We start from the raw sequence: 15,801 nt of genomic DNA, 5'->3' as shown, positions 1-15,801 counted from the left end.
CCGGCGTGACGGAGACGAACCGATCGCGGGTCACGGTCGTGGTGGCCTCCAGGGACCGGGTGGGCTCGCTGGCCCGTACGCTCCCCCGCCACCCCAGTCCGGTGATCCTCGTCGACAACGGCTCCACCGACGGGACCGCCGGTTTCGTCGGCAAGCACTTCCCCGACGTCCAGGTGGTCGAGGCGGGGACCAACCTCGGCGCGCCGGCGCGCAACGTCGGCGTGCGCCTGGCCGAGACCCCCTACGTCGCCTTCGCCGACGACGACTCCTGGTGGGCGCCGGGCGCGCTGGAGCGGGCGGCCGACGTGCTGGACGCCCATCCCCGCCTGGCGGTGCTGGGCGCGCGCGTGCTGGTCGGACCGCAGGAGCGGCTGGACCCGGTGTCGGAGGCGATGCGCGACTCCCCGCTCGGCGTCGAGGACGACCTGCCGGGGCCCAGTGTGCTGGGCTTCCTGGCCTGCGGGGCCGTCGTGCGCAGGGAGGCGTTCCTGGAGGCGGGCGGCTTCGACGACGTGATCTTCTTCTTCGGCGAGGAGGAACGGCTGGCCGTGGACCTGGCCGCGCGCGGCTGGGGGCTGGCCTACGTGGAGGACGTCGTCGCCCACCACCACCCGACCCCCGCCCGCGACCCGCGCGGCAGGCAGGCGCTGGCGGCGCGCAACGCCGTGCTGACCGCCGTGCTGCGCCGTCCCTGGCCGGTGGTGGCCCGACGGTCCCTCCAGGCGCTGCTGGGCGGCCCCGCGGGCCGCGAGGGGCTGCGTACCGCCGTACGGCGGCTGCCCAGGGCCCTGGCCGCCCGGCGCGGCCTGCCGGTCGCCGTCGAACGGGCCCGGCGCAGACTGGAACGCACCGCCGACTGACGCCGCGGGCGAGGCTCGGCGCCCGGCCGTCGCGTCGTGCTCAGCGGCCCGGGAGTCCTGTTGCGCTCGGCGCCCGCCCGTCGCGTCGTGCTCAGCGGCCCGCGGTCAGGGGACCTGCCAGCCGCGTTCGCGCAGGGCGCCGGCCAGCACCGAGGCCGCGTCCGGCTGGACCCACAGCTCGGCGATGCCCAGGGGCAGCCCCGGCGCGTGCTCCAGCCGCACGTCCTCGACGTTGACCCCGACCTCGTCGCACACCTGGAACAGCCGCGCGAGCTGCCCGGGACGGTCACCGATGACCACCTGGACGACCACATAGGCAGGAGCCGGACCGCCGTGCTTGCCCGGGATGCGCCCGTGCCCGGCGACGCCGCGCTTGAGGAGCTGGGTGAGGTCACCGCTCGCGGTGCCGTCACCCTCGGCCAGGGAGCGCAGCGCGGTCGCGGCCTCGGCCAGGTCGCGGGAGACGGCCTCCAGCACCTCGGCGACCGGCGTCGCGTTGCCCGACAGGATGCCGAGCCAGAGCCCGGGGTCGCCGCCCGCGATCCTGGTCACGTCGCGCACCCCCTGCCCGGCCAGGCCGAGCGCGACCTCGGTGGCGTCGGCCAGGCGGGCCGCCACGGCCGAGGCGGCGACGTGGGGGGCGTGCGAGACGACGGCGACCGCGCGGTCGTGCTCCTCGGCGCCCACCTCGACGGGGTTGGCGCCGCACAGCTCGATCAGCTTGAGCACCGCCGCCTTGGCCTCCGCCCCGGCCTCGCCGGTCGGGCACAGCGCCCACGGACGGCCGAGGAACAGGTCGGCCCTGGCCGCCCCCGGGCCGGACTTCTCCCGCCCGGCCAGCGGGTGGGAGGCGACGTACGACCTCAGGTCGCAGCCCAGCCGCTCGGCCAGGCGGATGGGCTCGGCCTTGACGCTGGCGACGTCGGTGTAGAACCGGGCCACCCCGCGCTTCTGCAACTCCAGCAGCTCGTCGGCCACGTGCGCCGGGGGCACCGCGATGACCACCAGGTCCACCTGCCCGGCGGGCAGCCGGTCCGGCTCCCACTCCTCGCCCGCGCCCAGTTCCCTGGCCAGCCGCACGGCGGCCGCGTCACGGTCGGCGAGCAGCACGCGTACGTCGTGCTTGCGCAGCGCCAGGGCCGCCGAGGTGCCGATGAGACCGGTGCCGACGACGAGCACGGTACGGAGTTCCGAGGCCATATTGATGTCCTGATTTATCGGGCTAGTGAGAGTGTTGCCTGTCGTGTCCGCCAGGCATGTGCCGCACGGCGATCCGGCTCACGGCAGGCGCGCCTACTGGGCGATGTCCTGACGCAGCGCCACCGCGCCCCGCAGATACACATGCTGCATCTCTGCCCGCGGACGGTCGGTCTCCACATGGGCCATCAGGCGCACCACGCGCGGCAGCGCGCCCGGCACGTCGATCTCGGTGCAGCAGATCAGCGGCACGTCGTGGAAACCCAGCTTGCGCGCCGCGAGGGCGGGGAACTCGGCGGTCAGGTCGGGTGTGGCGGTGAACAGCACGCTGATCACGTCGTCCGTGGTGAGGCTGTTGCGCTCCATGAGCGCCTGGACCAGCTCGGTCGTCCCCTGGATGATCGAGTCGCGGTCGTCGGCGTCCAGCTGGATCGCCCCGCGGATCGCCCGCACCATGCGCCTATTCCCCTTCCATAGCGGGAGAGCCCGTGCGAAGTGCGCACGGGCTCCTGCGTTCCGGCCAGATTACAGCTTCACGGCCGCGTAAAGTTCGCCGACCTCCTTCAAGGTCAGCGCGCGGACCGTGCCGGCCTTGGTGCGGCCCAGCTTGACCGGACCGAACTCGATCCTGGCCAGGTCGATCACCCGGTGACCGGCCTCCTCCAGCATGCGCCTGACGACGTGCTTGCGGCCCTCGTGCAGCACCACCTCGACCAGCGCCTGCTGGCCGTGCTCCTGCACGATGGCGAAGCTGTCGGCCTTGACGATGCCGTCCTCCAGCTCGATGCCCTGCCGGAGCCTGCGGCCCAGGTCGCGCGGGATCGGCCCCGGCACCTTGGCCCAGTACTTCTTCTGCACCCCGTAGCTGGGGTGCGTCAGCCGGTTGGCCAGCTCGCCGTCGTTGGTGAGCAGCAGCAGGCCCTCGGTCTCGGTGTCGAGCCGGCCGACGTGGAACAGCCTCGGCGCCAGCTCCTCGACGTAGTCGGTCAGGCACGGGCGGCCCTGCGGGTCGTCCATGGTGGACACGACGCCGATCGGCTTGTTGAGGGCGTAGTAGACCAGGTCGGGGGCGGTCGGGATGCGCTTGCCGTCCACGTGGATGACCTGGGTGGCGGGGTCGACCTTGGCGCCGAACCGGCGCACGACCTGGCCGTTGACCGTGACGCGGCCGTCGCCGATCATCTCCTCGCAGGCGCGCCTGCTGGCCACGCCCGCCTGGGCGAGCACCTTCTGCAGGCGCACGCCGTCGGGGACCTCGGTGGTGTCGCGCTCGTCGGTGTAGTCGTCGTCGTAGAAGGCCCGGTCGCGCAGCGGCTGGCGGGCGGCCTTGACGCGCCTGGCCTGGGGGCTCTCGGAGCCGGCCGCACGCCGTCCGCCGCCGAGCGTCTGCACGTCGTCCCGCCTCGGGGTACGCGGCTGCTGCCCACGGGGGGTGTCCTCGCGCCTGCCGAACCGGGCGCGGGTGTTGCTCGCGCCGCCCGAGCGGGGGGCGTCGTCCCTGCGCCCGCCGCGGTCGGCACGGAAGCCGCCGCGCTCCTGACGCTCGCCGTCGCCGCCACGTCCTGGACGCCCGCCGCCACGGGAGTCGGCGTAACCGCCGGGCCCCCCGCGCCGCTCGCCCGCGTGGCCGCCGCGCCCGGCGGAAGCCCCGCCACGGCCGCCGGAGAACCCGCCACGCTCGCCGGAGAACCCGCCACGGTCGTTGGAGAACCCGCCGCGCTCGCCACCGGCGTAGCCGCCGCGCTCGCCGCGCCGGTCGCCGCCGTAGCCGCCACGCCGGTCATCGCCGGACCTGCCCCGGTCGTCGGACCGGGGAGCCCCGCGGAATCCCTCACCGCGCGGCCGGTCACCGCCCTCAGGACGGGGACGGTCGAATCGCTCCCCGCCGTCACGGCGAGGACGCTCGAAACGGTCACCGCCCTCACGACGGGGACGGTCGAATCGGTCGCCGCGGTCGTCACGGGGACGGTCGTCACGGAAGCGCTCGCCGCGGTCGCCACCGGCTGGCCGGTCGGCGCGCTGGTAGCGGTCGTCGCGGTCGTCGCGCGCCGGACGGTCCGCGCGGTCACCGCGCGAGTAGCCGTCGCGGTCGCCACCGGGGCGGCCATAGCGGTCACCACCGAAGCCGGGACGACCCGAACGGTCACCACCGAAGCCGGGACGACCCGAACGGTCACCACCGAAGCCGGGACGACCCGAACGGTCACCGCCGGAGCGGTCGAAGCGGTCGCCGCCGGAGCCGGGGCGGCCGTCGCCGCCGGAGCGGTCGAAGCGGTCGCCGCCGGAGCCGGGGCGGCCGTCGCCGCCGCGGGGGCCGGCGTCCTGGCGGGCGCGGTCGTCGCGGTCGCCGGTTTTGCCGTAGCGGGCACGGGCTCCGCCGCGGTCCGCGCGGAGGGAGTCGCGACGGGGGTCGTCCCCGCCGAAGCCGCCGCCGAAGGTGTCGCGGCGGTTGTCGTCGGAGCGGAAGGCGGGACGCCCGTCGCGGCCGGAGCCGCCGGTACGTCCACGACCGCGTCCATCACCGGACGGGGTGCTGCGCCTGTTGATCACTTTGTTGTCTCCTCGAGGTTCTCCACGTCGTCGGGGAGGAAGGGAGCGAGCTCGGGAAGCTCGCTGAGGTCCCGCAGTCCCAGACGTTCCAGGAAGTATGAGCTTGTCCGGTAGAGCACTGCCTGGCTCTCCGGGTCGGTGCCGGCCTCTTCGACCAGCCCCCTGGCGACGAGCGTCCGCATGACGCCGTCGCTGTTGACGCCGCGTACGGCGGCGACGCGGGCGCGGCTCACCGGTTGCCGGTAGGCCACGACCGCGAGGGTCTCCAGCGCGGCCTGGGTCAGCCGCGCCTGCTGGCCGTCGCGGACGAACCGCTCGACCAGCGCCGCGCAGTCGGCCCGCGTGTAGAAACGCCAGCCACCCGCGACTTCCCGCAGATCAAAACCCCGCCCGGCGGCGGTATATTCCGCCGCCAGCCTCCTGAGTGCCGCAGCGACCTCGTGGGTGGGACGCTCCAGCACCTGGGCCAGCGTGATCTCGGCGACGGGCTCGTCCACGACCATCAGGATCGCCTCCAGAGCCGCCTCAAGAGGGGGCCCCGCCGCCTCCCCCTCTTCCGGCCGGTCGTCCTGCCGCTCTTCCTGCTGGTCGTCCTGCCGGTCTTCCTCCCGGCCTTCCTCCCGATCGGCGACGCTCACCGGCGCGGCCTCGGAAGGGGCGGCGGTGTCCGAGGGCCGCTCGGGGCCGGCGGAAGGCGACTCGGGGAAGGACGACTCGGGGGACGGCGAGGGCTTCGGCGGCGCGACCGGGAGGTCGGGGCCGGCGGGCAGGGAGGGGGCCTCCTCCGGGGAGGCGGGCTGGACGAGGGAGCCCGGGAGGGTCATCCAGGCGGGCAGCGGCGACCCCGAGTCGGGGGCCTTGCGCGGGCCTGGCAGGGGGTTGGGGTTGTCAGTCATTCGATGGTTTCTCCGCGGATTCCTCGTAGTCGTCCCCCACCGCGACGTCGCCGTCGTCGGCGCCCGTCCAGGTCACGTGGAGCTCTCCCAGTGCCTCGACCTGCTCGAACGTCACCGCCGACTCCCTGAACAGCTCCAGCACGGCCAGGAAGCGGGCGATGACCTCGAAGGTGCCCTCGCAGTCGGCCGTCAGCGCGCGGAAGGTGGCCCGGCGCAGCCTGCGCAGGTGCATGACCAGGATGGCCGCCTGCTCCTTGACGCTGGCCAGGGGCTGGTAGATGTGGCCGACGCTGACCGTGGGCGGGAGTTTCGGGGTGAACGCCTTGGCCGCGATGCGGGCGAGCTGCTCGGGCCCGATCCCGAGGATGAGCTCGGGCAGGAGGTTGGCGAACTGCGGCTCCAGCGACACCGTACGGGGGAAGCGCAGCCCCTCCTCGGCCATCCGCCCCGCGAAGACCTTCGCGACCTCCTTGTACGCCTTGTACTGCAGCAGCCGGGCGAACAGCAGGTCTCTGGCCTCCAGGAGCGCGAGGTCCTCTTCGTCCTCCACCTCGCCGGAGGGCAGCAGCCGGGCCGCCTTGAGGTCGAGCAGCGTGGCGGCGACCAGCAGGAAGTGGCTGGTCTGGTCGAGGTCCCACTCCGGGCCCCTGGACCGGATGTAGGCGATGAACTCGTCGGTGACCTTGGAGAGCGAGACCTCGGTGATGTCGAGCTTGTGCTTGGCGATGAGGCCGAGGAGCAGGTCGAAGGGGCCCTCGAAGACGTCCAGGTGAACCTGGAAGCCTTGGGATGCCTCGGTCTGCTCTGCGGTCACCTGGCCATTGTCGCAGGCGCCGGCCAGCGCGAGAGCACCTCGCGGGCCAGTTCGCGGTAGGCGTTGGCGCCGAGGGACGACGGGTCGAAGGTGGTGATCGGCTCGCCCGCGACGGTGGCGTCGGGGAAGCGGACCGTACGGTTGATCACCGTGTGGAACACCTTGTCGCCGAACGCCTCCACCACGCGGGCCAGCACCTCGCGACCGTGCAGGGTACGGGCGTCGTACATGGTGGCGAGCAGGCCCTCGATCTCGAGGTCTTCGTTGAGCCGCTCCTGGACCTTGGAGATGGTGTCCATGAGCAGCGCGACGCCGCGCAGGGCGAAGAACTCGCACTCCAGCGGCACCATGACGCCGTGGGCGCAGGTCAGCGCGTTGATGGTGAGCAGGCCGAGCGACGGCTGGCAGTCGATGAGGCAGACGTCGTAGTGCGGCAGCAGCGGCTTGATCACCCGGCCGAGCACCTGCTCGCGGGCGACCTCGGTGACGAGCTGCACTTCGGCGGCCGACAGGTCGATGTTGCTGGGCAGCAGGTCGAGGCCCTCGACGCCGGTCTCCAGCAGGACGTCCTCGGCGGTGACGCCGCGGTCCATCAGCAGGTTGTAGACGGTCAGGTCGAGCTGGAGCGGGTTGATGCCCAGGCCGACCGAGAGCGCGCCCTGCGGGTCGAAGTCGACCAGCAGCACCTTCAGCCCGCACTCGACCAGCGCCGCGCCCAGGTTGATGGTGGTGGTCGTCTTGCCGACGCCGCCCTTCTGATTGACCATCGCGACCACTCGCGCCGGCCCGTGCACCTGCGGCGGGACCGGTTCAGGGAACACCGGCCGCGGGCGCCGGGTGGGGCCCAGGTTGACGCCGTTGGAAGGCGCGTTGGTCTTGGTGTCACCCCAGGGGTTGTCGGGGGTCCCCTGGGTCGAACCCTTGGTCGTCACAGTCACCAGCTCGAACCTCCCTGACGATCCCGAACCGGACCGTCCGGACGGACACTATGGCGTCACCACTAAACGCGGCAAGGCGGCACGCCGGGGCGCCGCGCACGCGCAAAAGACTATAGATCACTGCCGGGCGCGCGGGTGCGCCGCGGCGTAGACCTCGCGGAGTTTGTCGACCGTGACCAAGGTGTAGACCTGCGTGGTCGTGACCGAGGCGTGACCGAGCAGCTCCTGGACCACCCTGACGTCCGCGCCACCGTCGAGCAGGTGGGTGGCGAAGGAGTGGCGCAGGACGTGCGGGCTGACACCTGCCAGGCCGGCGCGTTCGGCGGCGGCCTGGAGCACTTCCCAGGCCCCCTGCCTGGTCAGCCGGCCGCCGCGGGCGTTGAGGAAGACCGCCGGGGTGCCGCGTCCGTGGGCGAGCAGGCCGGGCCTGGCGCGGACGAGGTAGGCGTCGAGTGCCGAGCGCGCGTAGCGGCCGAGCGGGACGACACGCGTGCGGCCTCCCTTGCCGCGCAGCCGCACCTGGTCGGGTTCGAGGTCGTCCACGGCCAGGCCGACGGCCTCGGAGATGCGGGCGCCGGTGCCGTACAGGACCTCCAGCAGGGCGCGGTTGCGCAGGGTGAGCGGGGCGCCGTCGGGGCCGGAGGCGGCGATGAGGCGTTCGACCTCGTCGACGGCGATCGCCTTGGGGAGCCTGCGGAGCTGGCGCGGCGGGCGTACCTCGTGGGCGGGGTCGTGGGCCGTGACGCCTTCGCGCAGGGCGAACCGGTGGAGCCCGCGTACGGCCGACACGGCCCGCGCGGCCGAGCTGGCCACGAGGGCGGGATGTTCCCGGTCGCCCTCGCGCAGCGCGGCGAGGAAGGCCTGGACGTCGGCCTCCCCCACCTCGTCGAGCTTCAGCCGCCCGCGCGCCTGAAGATGTTCGAAGTATCGCCGCAGGTCACGGCGGTAGGACGCGAGCGTGTTGGCAGCCAGGCCCCGCTCCACCGCCAGATGGGCGAGGTAGCTGGAGAGCACCGCCTCCACGACATGGTCCTTCCGTCACGCCTCCGGGGCGTCGGCGGGGCGCAACAGGGCGAATCCCTCAACCGAAGCCGCATATGCGGCGAGGATACCGGCCACGGCCGGGGAATTGTGGATCATTCCCATGAGCGCCTTCTCGACCGCGTCGGCCAGCGGCACCCATTCGACCGGCATGCCGATCTCCTCGTGCCGGTGGACGAAGGTGTTCTCCTCGTCGGGGATCCTGCTCAGGCCGCGGGCGAGGAAGACCCTGATCCGCTCGTCGGTCATGCCGGGAGAGGAACGCAGGTCGACCAGGGTGTGCCAGGTGTCGGCGCGGTAGCCGGACTCCTCGGCGAGCTCGCGGGCCGCGGTGTCGGCGAGCGGTTCGCCCGCCACGTCGCGGATGCCGGCCGGCAGTTCCCACATGAGCTGCCGGGTGGGGTGGCGGTACTGCCTGATCATCAGGACCCGGTCGCGGTCGTCGAGGGCGAGCACGGCGACCGAGCCGGGGTGGACGACGTAGTCGCGGTCGGCGACCTCGTCCTGGGGCATCCTGACCGTGTCGGTGACGACCTTGATCACGTAGCCCTGGAAGTGCTCCTTGGACGCGACGACGTCCCATGCCTCGGGCGTGTCTTTGATCATGGTCGCACTCGCTTCCGGTTCTCCGTGGCCGGGGATGGGTTCACTTGCCGACCTTCGTGCTCACGCGGCTGTCGGCGTAGGCCAGGGCGGCGCCGATGAGGCCCTTGAACATCGGGTTGGCGCGGGTGGGACGCGAGCGGAACTCGGGGTGCGCCTGCGTGCCGATGAAGAACGGGTGCACGTCGACGGGCAGCTCGGTGTACTCCACCAGGCGGCCGTCGGGCGACAGGCCGGAGAAGACCAGGCCGACGTTCTCCAGGCGCTCGCGGTAGGCGTTGTTGACCTCGTACCTGTGGCGGTGGCGCTCGTCGGCCTTGGCCTTGCCGCTGTAGAGCTGCCTGGCCAGGGTGCCCTCGCCGAGCTTGGCGGTGTAGCTGCCGAGGCGCATGGTGCCGCCCATGTCGCGCTCGCCGGCGACGACGTCCTCCTGGTCGGCCATGGTGGAGATGACCGCGTGCTTGGTGTCGGGGTCGAACTCGGCGGAGTTGGCGTCCTCGATGCCGGCCATGTTGCGGGCGGCCTCGATGACCATGCCCTGCATGCCGAGGCAGATGCCGAGCAGCGGGATCTTGCCCTCGCGGGCGTGCCGGATGGCGCCGATCTTGCCCTCGATGCCGCGCACGCCGAACCCGCCGGGGATCAGCACGCCGTCGACGCCGTCGAGCTCGCGCTCGGCGCCCTCGGGGGTCTCGCAGTCGTCGCTCTTGACCCAGCGGATGTTGACCCGCGCGTCGTTGGCGAACCCGCCGGCGCGCAGCGCCTCGGTGACCGACAGGTACGCGTCGGGCAGGTCGATGTACTTGCCGACCAGCGCGATCGTGACCTCCTTGGCCGGGCGGTGCACGCGGCGCAGGAGCTGCTCCCACTCCTTCCAGTCGACGTCGCGGAAGGGCAGGCCGAGGCGGCGCACGACGAAGGCGTCGAGGCCCTCGGCGTGCAGCACCTTGGGGATGTCGTAGATGGAGGCGGCGTCGACGCAGGAGACGACGGCGTCCTCGTCGACGTCGCACATGAGGCTGATCTTGCGCTTGATGGCCGTCTGCACGGGCCGGTCCGAGCGCAGCACGATCGCGTCGGGCTGGATGCCGATACTGCGCAGCGCGGCCACGCTGTGCTGGGTCGGCTTGGTCTTCAGCTCGCCGGACGGGCCGATGTAGGGCAGCAGCGACACGTGCAGGAAGAAGACGTTGTCGCGGCCGACCTCGTGCCTGATCTGGCGGACGGCCTCCAGGAACGGCAGCGACTCGATGTCGCCGACCGTGCCGCCGACCTCGGTGATCACGATGTCGACGTCGGGACCGGCCATGCCGCGGATGCGGTCCTTGATCTCGTTGGTGATGTGCGGGATGACCTGGACGGTGTCGCCCAGGTATTCGCCCCGCCGCTCCTTGGCGATGACGTTGGAGTAGATCTGCCCGGTGGTGACGTTGGCCGAGCCGTGCAGGTCGGTGTCGAGGAAGCGCTCGTAGTGGCCGACGTCGAGGTCGGTCTCGGCGCCGTCGTCGGTGACGAACACCTCGCCGTGCTGGAACGGGTTCATCGTGCCGGGGTCGACGTTGAGGTAAGGGTCGAGCTTCTGCATGGTGACCCGGAGACCGCGCCCCTTGAGCAGGCGGCCGAGGCTGGAAGCCGTGAGCCCCTTGCCGAGACTGGAGGCGACACCGCCGGTGACGAACAGATGCTTGGTTTGCGATGCGCTGCGCAAAGGGGCTCCCGTGGCTCGTGATGTGGCCGAAGTGTCCACGGGCTCTCAGGATATCAAACAACGCCCCTCACATGCCCGAACGGCATGACCTAGCGGTAACTTTGGTCCTTATGTCACTTGTACGGCGGGCCATGGGTGCGCTGATTCACCGTGCCTACGCGGCGATCCGGCACGCCGGGGCGATCTCCCCGGACGCCACTGCAGGTTACCGCTTCCGCCGTATCGGCGAGGGTGTCAGCATCGCCTTCCCGCCGGGAGCGATCTTCGGCGAGCGGTGGATCGAGATCGGCGAGCACACGCTGATCGGCGAGCGGGTGTCGATCTCCTGCGGCATGTGGCCCGGCGTCGAACTCGGCCCCGGCTCGATCCTGCGGATCGGCGGCTCGTGCTCGATCGGCAGGGGCTCGCACATCGTCGCCCACCAGTCGATCGACATCGGCGACCACGTCTTCACCGGTCCGTACGTCTACATCACCGACCAGAACCACGTCTACGACGACCCGAACACGCCGATCGGCCGGCAGTGGCCGCGCAACAGCCCGGTCTCCATCGGCGCGGGCTCGTGGCTCGGCACGGGGGCGATCATCCTGCCCGGCACGGTCCTGGGGCGGCAGTGCGTGGTGGCGGGCGGCGCGGTGGTGCGCGGCGAGTTCCCCGACCACAGCGTGGTCGCCGGGGTGCCCGCCAGGCGCGTCCGCGGGTACACGCCCGAGCTGGGCTGGCACGCCCCCGGCGCCGCGGAGGCCGCCGCGGCGATCGCCCTGGCGCTGGACGGGCAGGCCGGTCCGTCCTGAGAGGGGATGGACCGAACAAGCTTCTGGAGGTTAGCGTCGGTGCATGCGGACCGCCATCTGTGAGCGCCTGGGCGTCGAGTTCCCGTTGTTCGCCTTCAGCCACTGCCGCGACGTGGTGGCCGCGGTCACGAACGCGGGCGGGTTCGGGGTGCTGGGGGCCGTCGCGTACTCGCCGGGGCGGCTCGACGCCGAGCTGACCTGGATCGACGAGCGGGTGGGCGGGCGGCCGTACGGGGTGGACGTGCTCGTCCCGGGCCGGATCGACGCCTCGGCGCTCGACCTGCGGGCCCATCTGCTGGACTTCGTACCCGACCGCCACCGCGACTTCGTCGCGCACCTGCTGTCCAAGTACGGCGTGAACGCGCCGCCGCAGCCGCTCAGCGCCGTCGCGGACGAGTTCGGCAGGCGGGTGACGGCCTCGGGGGCGACCGCGCTGATCGACGTGGCGCTCAAGCACCCGATCGGGCTCATCGCCGGCGCGCTCGGGCCGCCGCCGCCGGAGATGGTCGCGAGCGCCAGGCAGGCGGGCGTGCCGGTGGCCGCGCTGGTCGGGACCGTGGAGCACGCGCGCAGGCAGGTGGTGGCCGGGGCGGACATCGTCGTGGCCCAGGGCACCGAGGCGGGCGGGCACACCGGCGAGATCTCCACGATGGTGCTCGTGCCGCAGGTCGTGGACGCGGTCGCGCCCGTGCCGGTGCTGGCCGCGGGCGGCATCGCCTCGGGACGCCAGATGGCCGCGGCCATGGCGCTCGGGGCCGAGGGCGTGTGGTGCGGCTCGGTGTGGCTGACGACCGAGGAGGCGGAGACCTCGCCCGCGCTCCGGCGCAAGCTGCTGGCCGCCTCGTCGCTGGACACCGTGCGGTCGCGGTCGCGTACGGGCAAGCCGGCGCGGCAGCTCAGGTCGGCCTGGACCGAGGAGTGGGACTCCGGGCAGGAGAGTCCCGGGCCGCTGGGGATGCCCCTGCAACTGCTGCTGGCCGAGGGGGCGATGGCCCGCATCGGCGCTGCGGCCGACCGCGGCGATCCCGGGGCCCTGGAGCTCGTCACCTACTACGTGGGGCAGGTGGTGGGCCAGCTCGACCGGGTCCGGCCGGCGCGTGACGTGGTGTACGACATGATCACCGAGTTCACCGAGGCCGTGGCCCGCCTCACCCGCACCGGCTCCCCGTAGAAGCCCCTCGAACTCCCCCTGGAAGCCCCTGGAAGCCCCTCGGAGAGGGGCGTCCCGCACCGCCCGGTAGCATGCGCGTGTGGTCGGGACACCGCCTGAGCTGGAGCGTGGCACCGGGGTTCCCGCGCACACGCAGATCGAGCACTGGCTGCTGGAGGCCATCTCCTCCGGCGAGATGGCGCCGGGCGACCGGCTGCCCGGCGAGCGGGAGCTGGCCGCCCGCCTCGGCGTGAGCCGGATGACCCTGCGCCAGGCCCTGGCCACCCTCGAACACGACGGCGTGCTGATCAGGCTTCCCGGCAGGTCGGGCGGGGCGTTCGTGGCCGAGCCGCGCATCGAGTGCGACCTGACGGGCCTGGCCGGGTTCACCGAGCAGATGCGCCGCGCCCACCTGAGGGCCGAGGCGAGGATCCTGACGGCCGCCGGTGTGCCGGCGTCCGCCGCGGTGGCCGCCGCGCTCGGCGTCGAGCCGGGGGAGCCGGTGCACGAGGTGGCCCGGGTGCGCTCGGCGGGCCGTTCGCCGGTGGCGCTCGAACGTTCCTTCTTCCCCGCCCTGCCCGGCTTCCTCGACGAGGACCTCGGCGGCTCCCTCTACGCCCTGCTCGCCACCCGCTACGACCTGGAGCCGAAGACCGCCGTCGAGCATCTCGACCCGGTGATCGCGGGCCCGCAGGAGGCGGCCGAGCTGGGCATCGCGGCGGGCGCGCCGCTCATGCGGATCGAGCGCACGGCCTACGCCGCCGACGGCACCCCGGTCGAGTACGCCCGCGACCTGTTCCGCCCCGACCGGGTACGCCTGTCGGTGCGCAGCGGCGTCACCGCGCCCGCGACCCCGCCGGGTCGTACAGCGGCTCCCTGACCACGACGCCCGGCACCCACTCCCCCTCCACCTCGACCTCCACCGCCGCCCCCGGCCCGACCGGCAGGTACGCGTAGGCGATCGACTCCTTGACCGTGTACCCGTAGCCGCCGGAGGTGACCCGGGCCACGACCCGCCCGTCCACCCGTACGGGCTCGTTGCCCAGGGCCACCGCCCGGGGGTCGGCCAGGGTGAGGCACCGGAGGCGGCGGGCCGGGTCGGGGTCGAGGGCGTCCCGGCCGAGGAAGTCCTTGTCCGGCTTGACGCAGAACCCGAGCCCGGCCTCGTACGGCGTCGTCTCGGGCCCGATGTCGGCCCCCCACACCCGGTACCCCTTCTCCAGCCGCAGGCTGTCGATGGCCCGGTAGCCGCCCGCGGCCAGGCCGTACGGCTCGCCCGCCCGCCACAGCGTCTCCCACAGCGCGAGCCCGTACTCGCTGGAGCAGTACAACTCCCAGCCCGGCTCGCCCACGAACGTCACCCGCAGCGCCAGCGCGGGCACGTCCCCCACGGTGAGCTCGCGGGCCGACATGAACGGGAGGTCCAGCGGGTCCGGGGTCAGCCCGGACAGGATGTCGCGGGCCTTGGGGCCCCACAGGGCGAAGCACGCGTACTGGCCGGTGACGTCGGCGATCCTGGCCGTCGAGCCCGTGCGGGCGGCCTGGCGGCGCAGCCAGCCGAGGTCGTGGGAGCCGGACGCGGTGCCGGTGACGATCAGGAACTCCTGCTCGCCGCGCCTGGTGACGGTGAAGTCGCACTCGATGCCGCCGCGCCGGTTCAGGGCCTGGGTGTAGGTGACGGCGCCGACCTGGCGGGCGACGCGGTTGTCGCAGACCCATTCCAGCAGGCCGGCGGCGTCCGGCCCGGTGACCTCGATCTTGGCGAAGGAGCTCTCGTCGAACAGCCCGGCCGTGGTGCGGGTGGCGCGGTGCTCCGACCCGACGGCGGGCGACCACAGGCGTCCGGCCCAGCCGCGGGGGCGTTCGTCCTCGCCCGCGGGGCCGGTGGAGTAGTGGTTGACCCGTTCCCAGCCCGCCTTCTCGCCGAAGACGGCCCCGTGGGCGGCGTGCCAGGAGTAGGCGGGCGAGACCCGCAGCGGGCGGCCGGCCGCGCGCTCGTGGCCGGGGTAGCGGATGTCGTAGTACGTCTCGTAGTTCTCGGCCGAGCGCCTGACCGTGTACGACGGCGACCGGTACTGGCGGCCGAAGCGGCGTACGTCCATGTGGTGGACGTCCATGCCGGGCTCGCCGTCGACGATCCAGTCGGCCATGACCTTGCCGATGCCGCCCGCGCCCGCGATGCCGTGGGCGCAGAACCCGGCCGCCACGAAGAAGCCGCCCACCTCGGTCTCCCCGAGGCAGAACTCGTTGTCCGGGGTGAACGCCTCGGGCCCGTTGATCAGCTTGCGGATGCCGACGTCGGCCATCGCGGGCACCCGGATCCGGGAGTTGGCGGAGATCTCCTCCAGGCGCGGCCAGTCCTCGGGCAGCAGCCTGCCGTTGAAGTCGGCCGGCACGGCGTCGTAGGAGGTCTCGGAGGCGGTCCAGGGGGCGCAGGTGCGCTCGTAGCCGCCCATGACCAGGCCGCGCACCTCCTGCCGGTAGTAGACGAGCAGGTCGGGGTCGCGCAGCGTGGGCAGGACGGCGTGGTCGTGGAAGGCGTCGGTGACGACGTACTGGTGCGACATCGGCACGATGGGGACGCGCACCCCGGCCATGCGGCCGATCTCGGCGGCGAACATGCCGCCGCAGTTGACCACGATCTCGCAGGCGATGTCCCCCTGGTCGGTGCGTACGCCGGTGACGCGCCCGCGCTCGACGCCGATGCCGAGCACCCGCGTACGGGTGCGCACGCGGACGCCGCCCTCGCGGGCGCGGGCGGCCAGGGCGTAGCACAACATCGAGGGGTCCACCTGGCCGTCGGTCGGCAGGTACGCCGCCCCCACCACCCCGGACGGGTCCATCAGCGGGAACAGCTCCACCGCCTCGGCGACCGAGATCTCCTCCAGCGGCAGCCCGAACGTCCTGGCCCAGCCGATCTGCCGGCGGATCTCGGCCATGCGCTCGGGGGACGAGGCCAGCTTGACGCCGCCGCACTCGGTCCATCCGGCGTCGAGGGTGCGGTAGAGCTCGACGGAGTACTGGTTCATCCGGGTCAGGGTGGGGTCGGAGCGGAGCTGGCCGACCAGGCCCGCCGAGTGGAAGGTGGAGCCGCTGGTGAGCTCGTCCCGTTCCAGCAGGACGACGTCGCGTTCGCCGCGTCGAGTGAGGTGGTAGGCGACGGACGCGCCGCCCACCCCGCCGCCGATGATCACGATGCGGGCCGAGTCGCTCATGGTCGCGAGGCTAACCTCCGTACCGTAAAAGGTCT

At 72.9% G+C, this 15,801-nt stretch carries 14 protein-coding genes; 4 read left to right on the top strand and 10 right to left on the bottom strand.

Translation table 11 applies throughout. The annotated features are described in order from the left end of the window. Window positions 1-5 precede the first annotated feature (5 nt). Window positions 6-860: a glycosyltransferase family 2 protein gene (locus tag ACIHAD_RS11710; RefSeq protein WP_397354305.1), complete on the top strand. Its 855-nt coding sequence runs from the start codon at window positions 6-8 to the stop codon at window positions 858-860. Between the two features lie 105 nt (window positions 861-965). Here the strand turns inward: ACIHAD_RS11710 and ACIHAD_RS11705 are convergent, their stop codons facing one another. The 9 genes from ACIHAD_RS11705 to ACIHAD_RS11665 form a co-directional block, all read right to left on the bottom strand. After that, on the bottom strand, window positions 966-2,060 hold the full coding sequence (locus tag ACIHAD_RS11705) for a prephenate dehydrogenase (RefSeq protein ID WP_397354304.1): 1,095 nt from the start codon (window positions 2,058-2,060) through the stop codon (window positions 966-968). 93 nt (window positions 2,061-2,153) lie between these two features. After that, on the bottom strand, window positions 2,154-2,513 hold the full coding sequence (gene aroH, locus ACIHAD_RS11700; protein ID WP_357704530.1) for a chorismate mutase: 360 nt from the start codon (window positions 2,511-2,513) through the stop codon (window positions 2,154-2,156). 69 nt (window positions 2,514-2,582) lie between these two features. Further along, on the bottom strand, window positions 2,583-4,607 hold the full coding sequence (locus ACIHAD_RS11695) for a pseudouridine synthase (RefSeq protein ID WP_397354303.1): 2,025 nt from the start codon (window positions 4,605-4,607) through the stop codon (window positions 2,583-2,585). Continuing rightward, window positions 4,604-5,125, bottom strand: a complete 522-nt coding sequence (gene scpB, locus ACIHAD_RS11690) for an SMC-Scp complex subunit ScpB (RefSeq protein ID WP_397354657.1) — start codon at window positions 5,123-5,125, stop codon at window positions 4,604-4,606. Before scpB ends, ACIHAD_RS11695 begins: the two co-directional genes overlap by 4 nt. 370 nt (window positions 5,126-5,495) lie before the next feature. Beyond that, window positions 5,496-6,317, bottom strand: coding sequence for a segregation and condensation protein A (locus tag ACIHAD_RS11685; RefSeq protein WP_397354302.1), 822 nt, complete (start codon window positions 6,315-6,317; stop codon window positions 5,496-5,498). After that, window positions 6,314-7,255, bottom strand: a complete 942-nt coding sequence (locus ACIHAD_RS11680) for a ParA family protein (protein ID WP_397354301.1) — start codon at window positions 7,253-7,255, stop codon at window positions 6,314-6,316. Before ACIHAD_RS11680 ends, ACIHAD_RS11685 begins: the two co-directional genes overlap by 4 nt. Window positions 7,256-7,372: 117 nt before the next feature. Then, window positions 7,373-8,278 carry a site-specific tyrosine recombinase XerD gene (locus tag ACIHAD_RS11675; protein ID WP_357704523.1) on the bottom strand — a complete coding sequence of 302 codons (906 nt, stop codon included), beginning with the start codon at window positions 8,276-8,278 and terminating at the stop codon, window positions 7,373-7,375. Between the two features lie 15 nt (window positions 8,279-8,293). Then, on the bottom strand, window positions 8,294-8,902 hold the full coding sequence (locus ACIHAD_RS11670; RefSeq protein WP_397354300.1) for an NUDIX domain-containing protein: 609 nt from the start codon (window positions 8,900-8,902) through the stop codon (window positions 8,294-8,296). 40 nt (window positions 8,903-8,942) lie between these two features. Further along, entirely contained in the window at window positions 8,943-10,607 is a 1,665-nt protein-coding gene (locus ACIHAD_RS11665) for a CTP synthase (protein ID WP_397354299.1), read from the bottom strand. Between the two features lie 131 nt (window positions 10,608-10,738). Between ACIHAD_RS11665 and ACIHAD_RS11660 the strand changes: the two genes are divergently transcribed. The 3 genes from ACIHAD_RS11660 to ACIHAD_RS11650 all read left to right on the top strand — a co-directional run bounded on the left by ACIHAD_RS11660 (window position 10,739) and on the right by ACIHAD_RS11650 (window position 13,431). Beyond that, window positions 10,739-11,401: an acyltransferase gene (locus ACIHAD_RS11660; RefSeq protein ID WP_397354298.1), complete on the top strand. Its 663-nt coding sequence runs from the start codon at window positions 10,739-10,741 to the stop codon at window positions 11,399-11,401. Between the two features lie 43 nt (window positions 11,402-11,444). Then, on the top strand, window positions 11,445-12,572 hold the full coding sequence (locus ACIHAD_RS11655; protein ID WP_397354297.1) for an NAD(P)H-dependent flavin oxidoreductase: 1,128 nt from the start codon (window positions 11,445-11,447) through the stop codon (window positions 12,570-12,572). Window positions 12,573-12,651: 79 nt separating this feature from the next. Beyond that, entirely contained in the window at window positions 12,652-13,431 is a 780-nt protein-coding gene (locus ACIHAD_RS11650) for a GntR family transcriptional regulator (protein WP_397354296.1), read from the top strand. On the opposite strand, the gene ACIHAD_RS11645 is transcribed toward ACIHAD_RS11650, so the two are convergent. Next, complete coding sequence (locus ACIHAD_RS11645) at window positions 13,388-15,766, bottom strand: FAD-dependent oxidoreductase (protein ID WP_397354295.1); 2,379 nt, start codon at window positions 15,764-15,766, stop codon at window positions 13,388-13,390. The genes ACIHAD_RS11650 and ACIHAD_RS11645 overlap by 44 nt on opposite strands. Between the last annotated feature and the right edge of the window lie 35 nt (window positions 15,767-15,801).

This window comes from Nonomuraea sp. NPDC052265 (assembly GCF_044547985.1).
In the GTDB taxonomy this organism is placed as follows: domain Bacteria; phylum Actinomycetota; class Actinomycetes; order Streptosporangiales; family Streptosporangiaceae; genus Nonomuraea.
The sequence above is the reverse complement of the archived record's forward strand: the minus strand, read 5'-3'. Positions and strand labels throughout refer to the sequence as shown.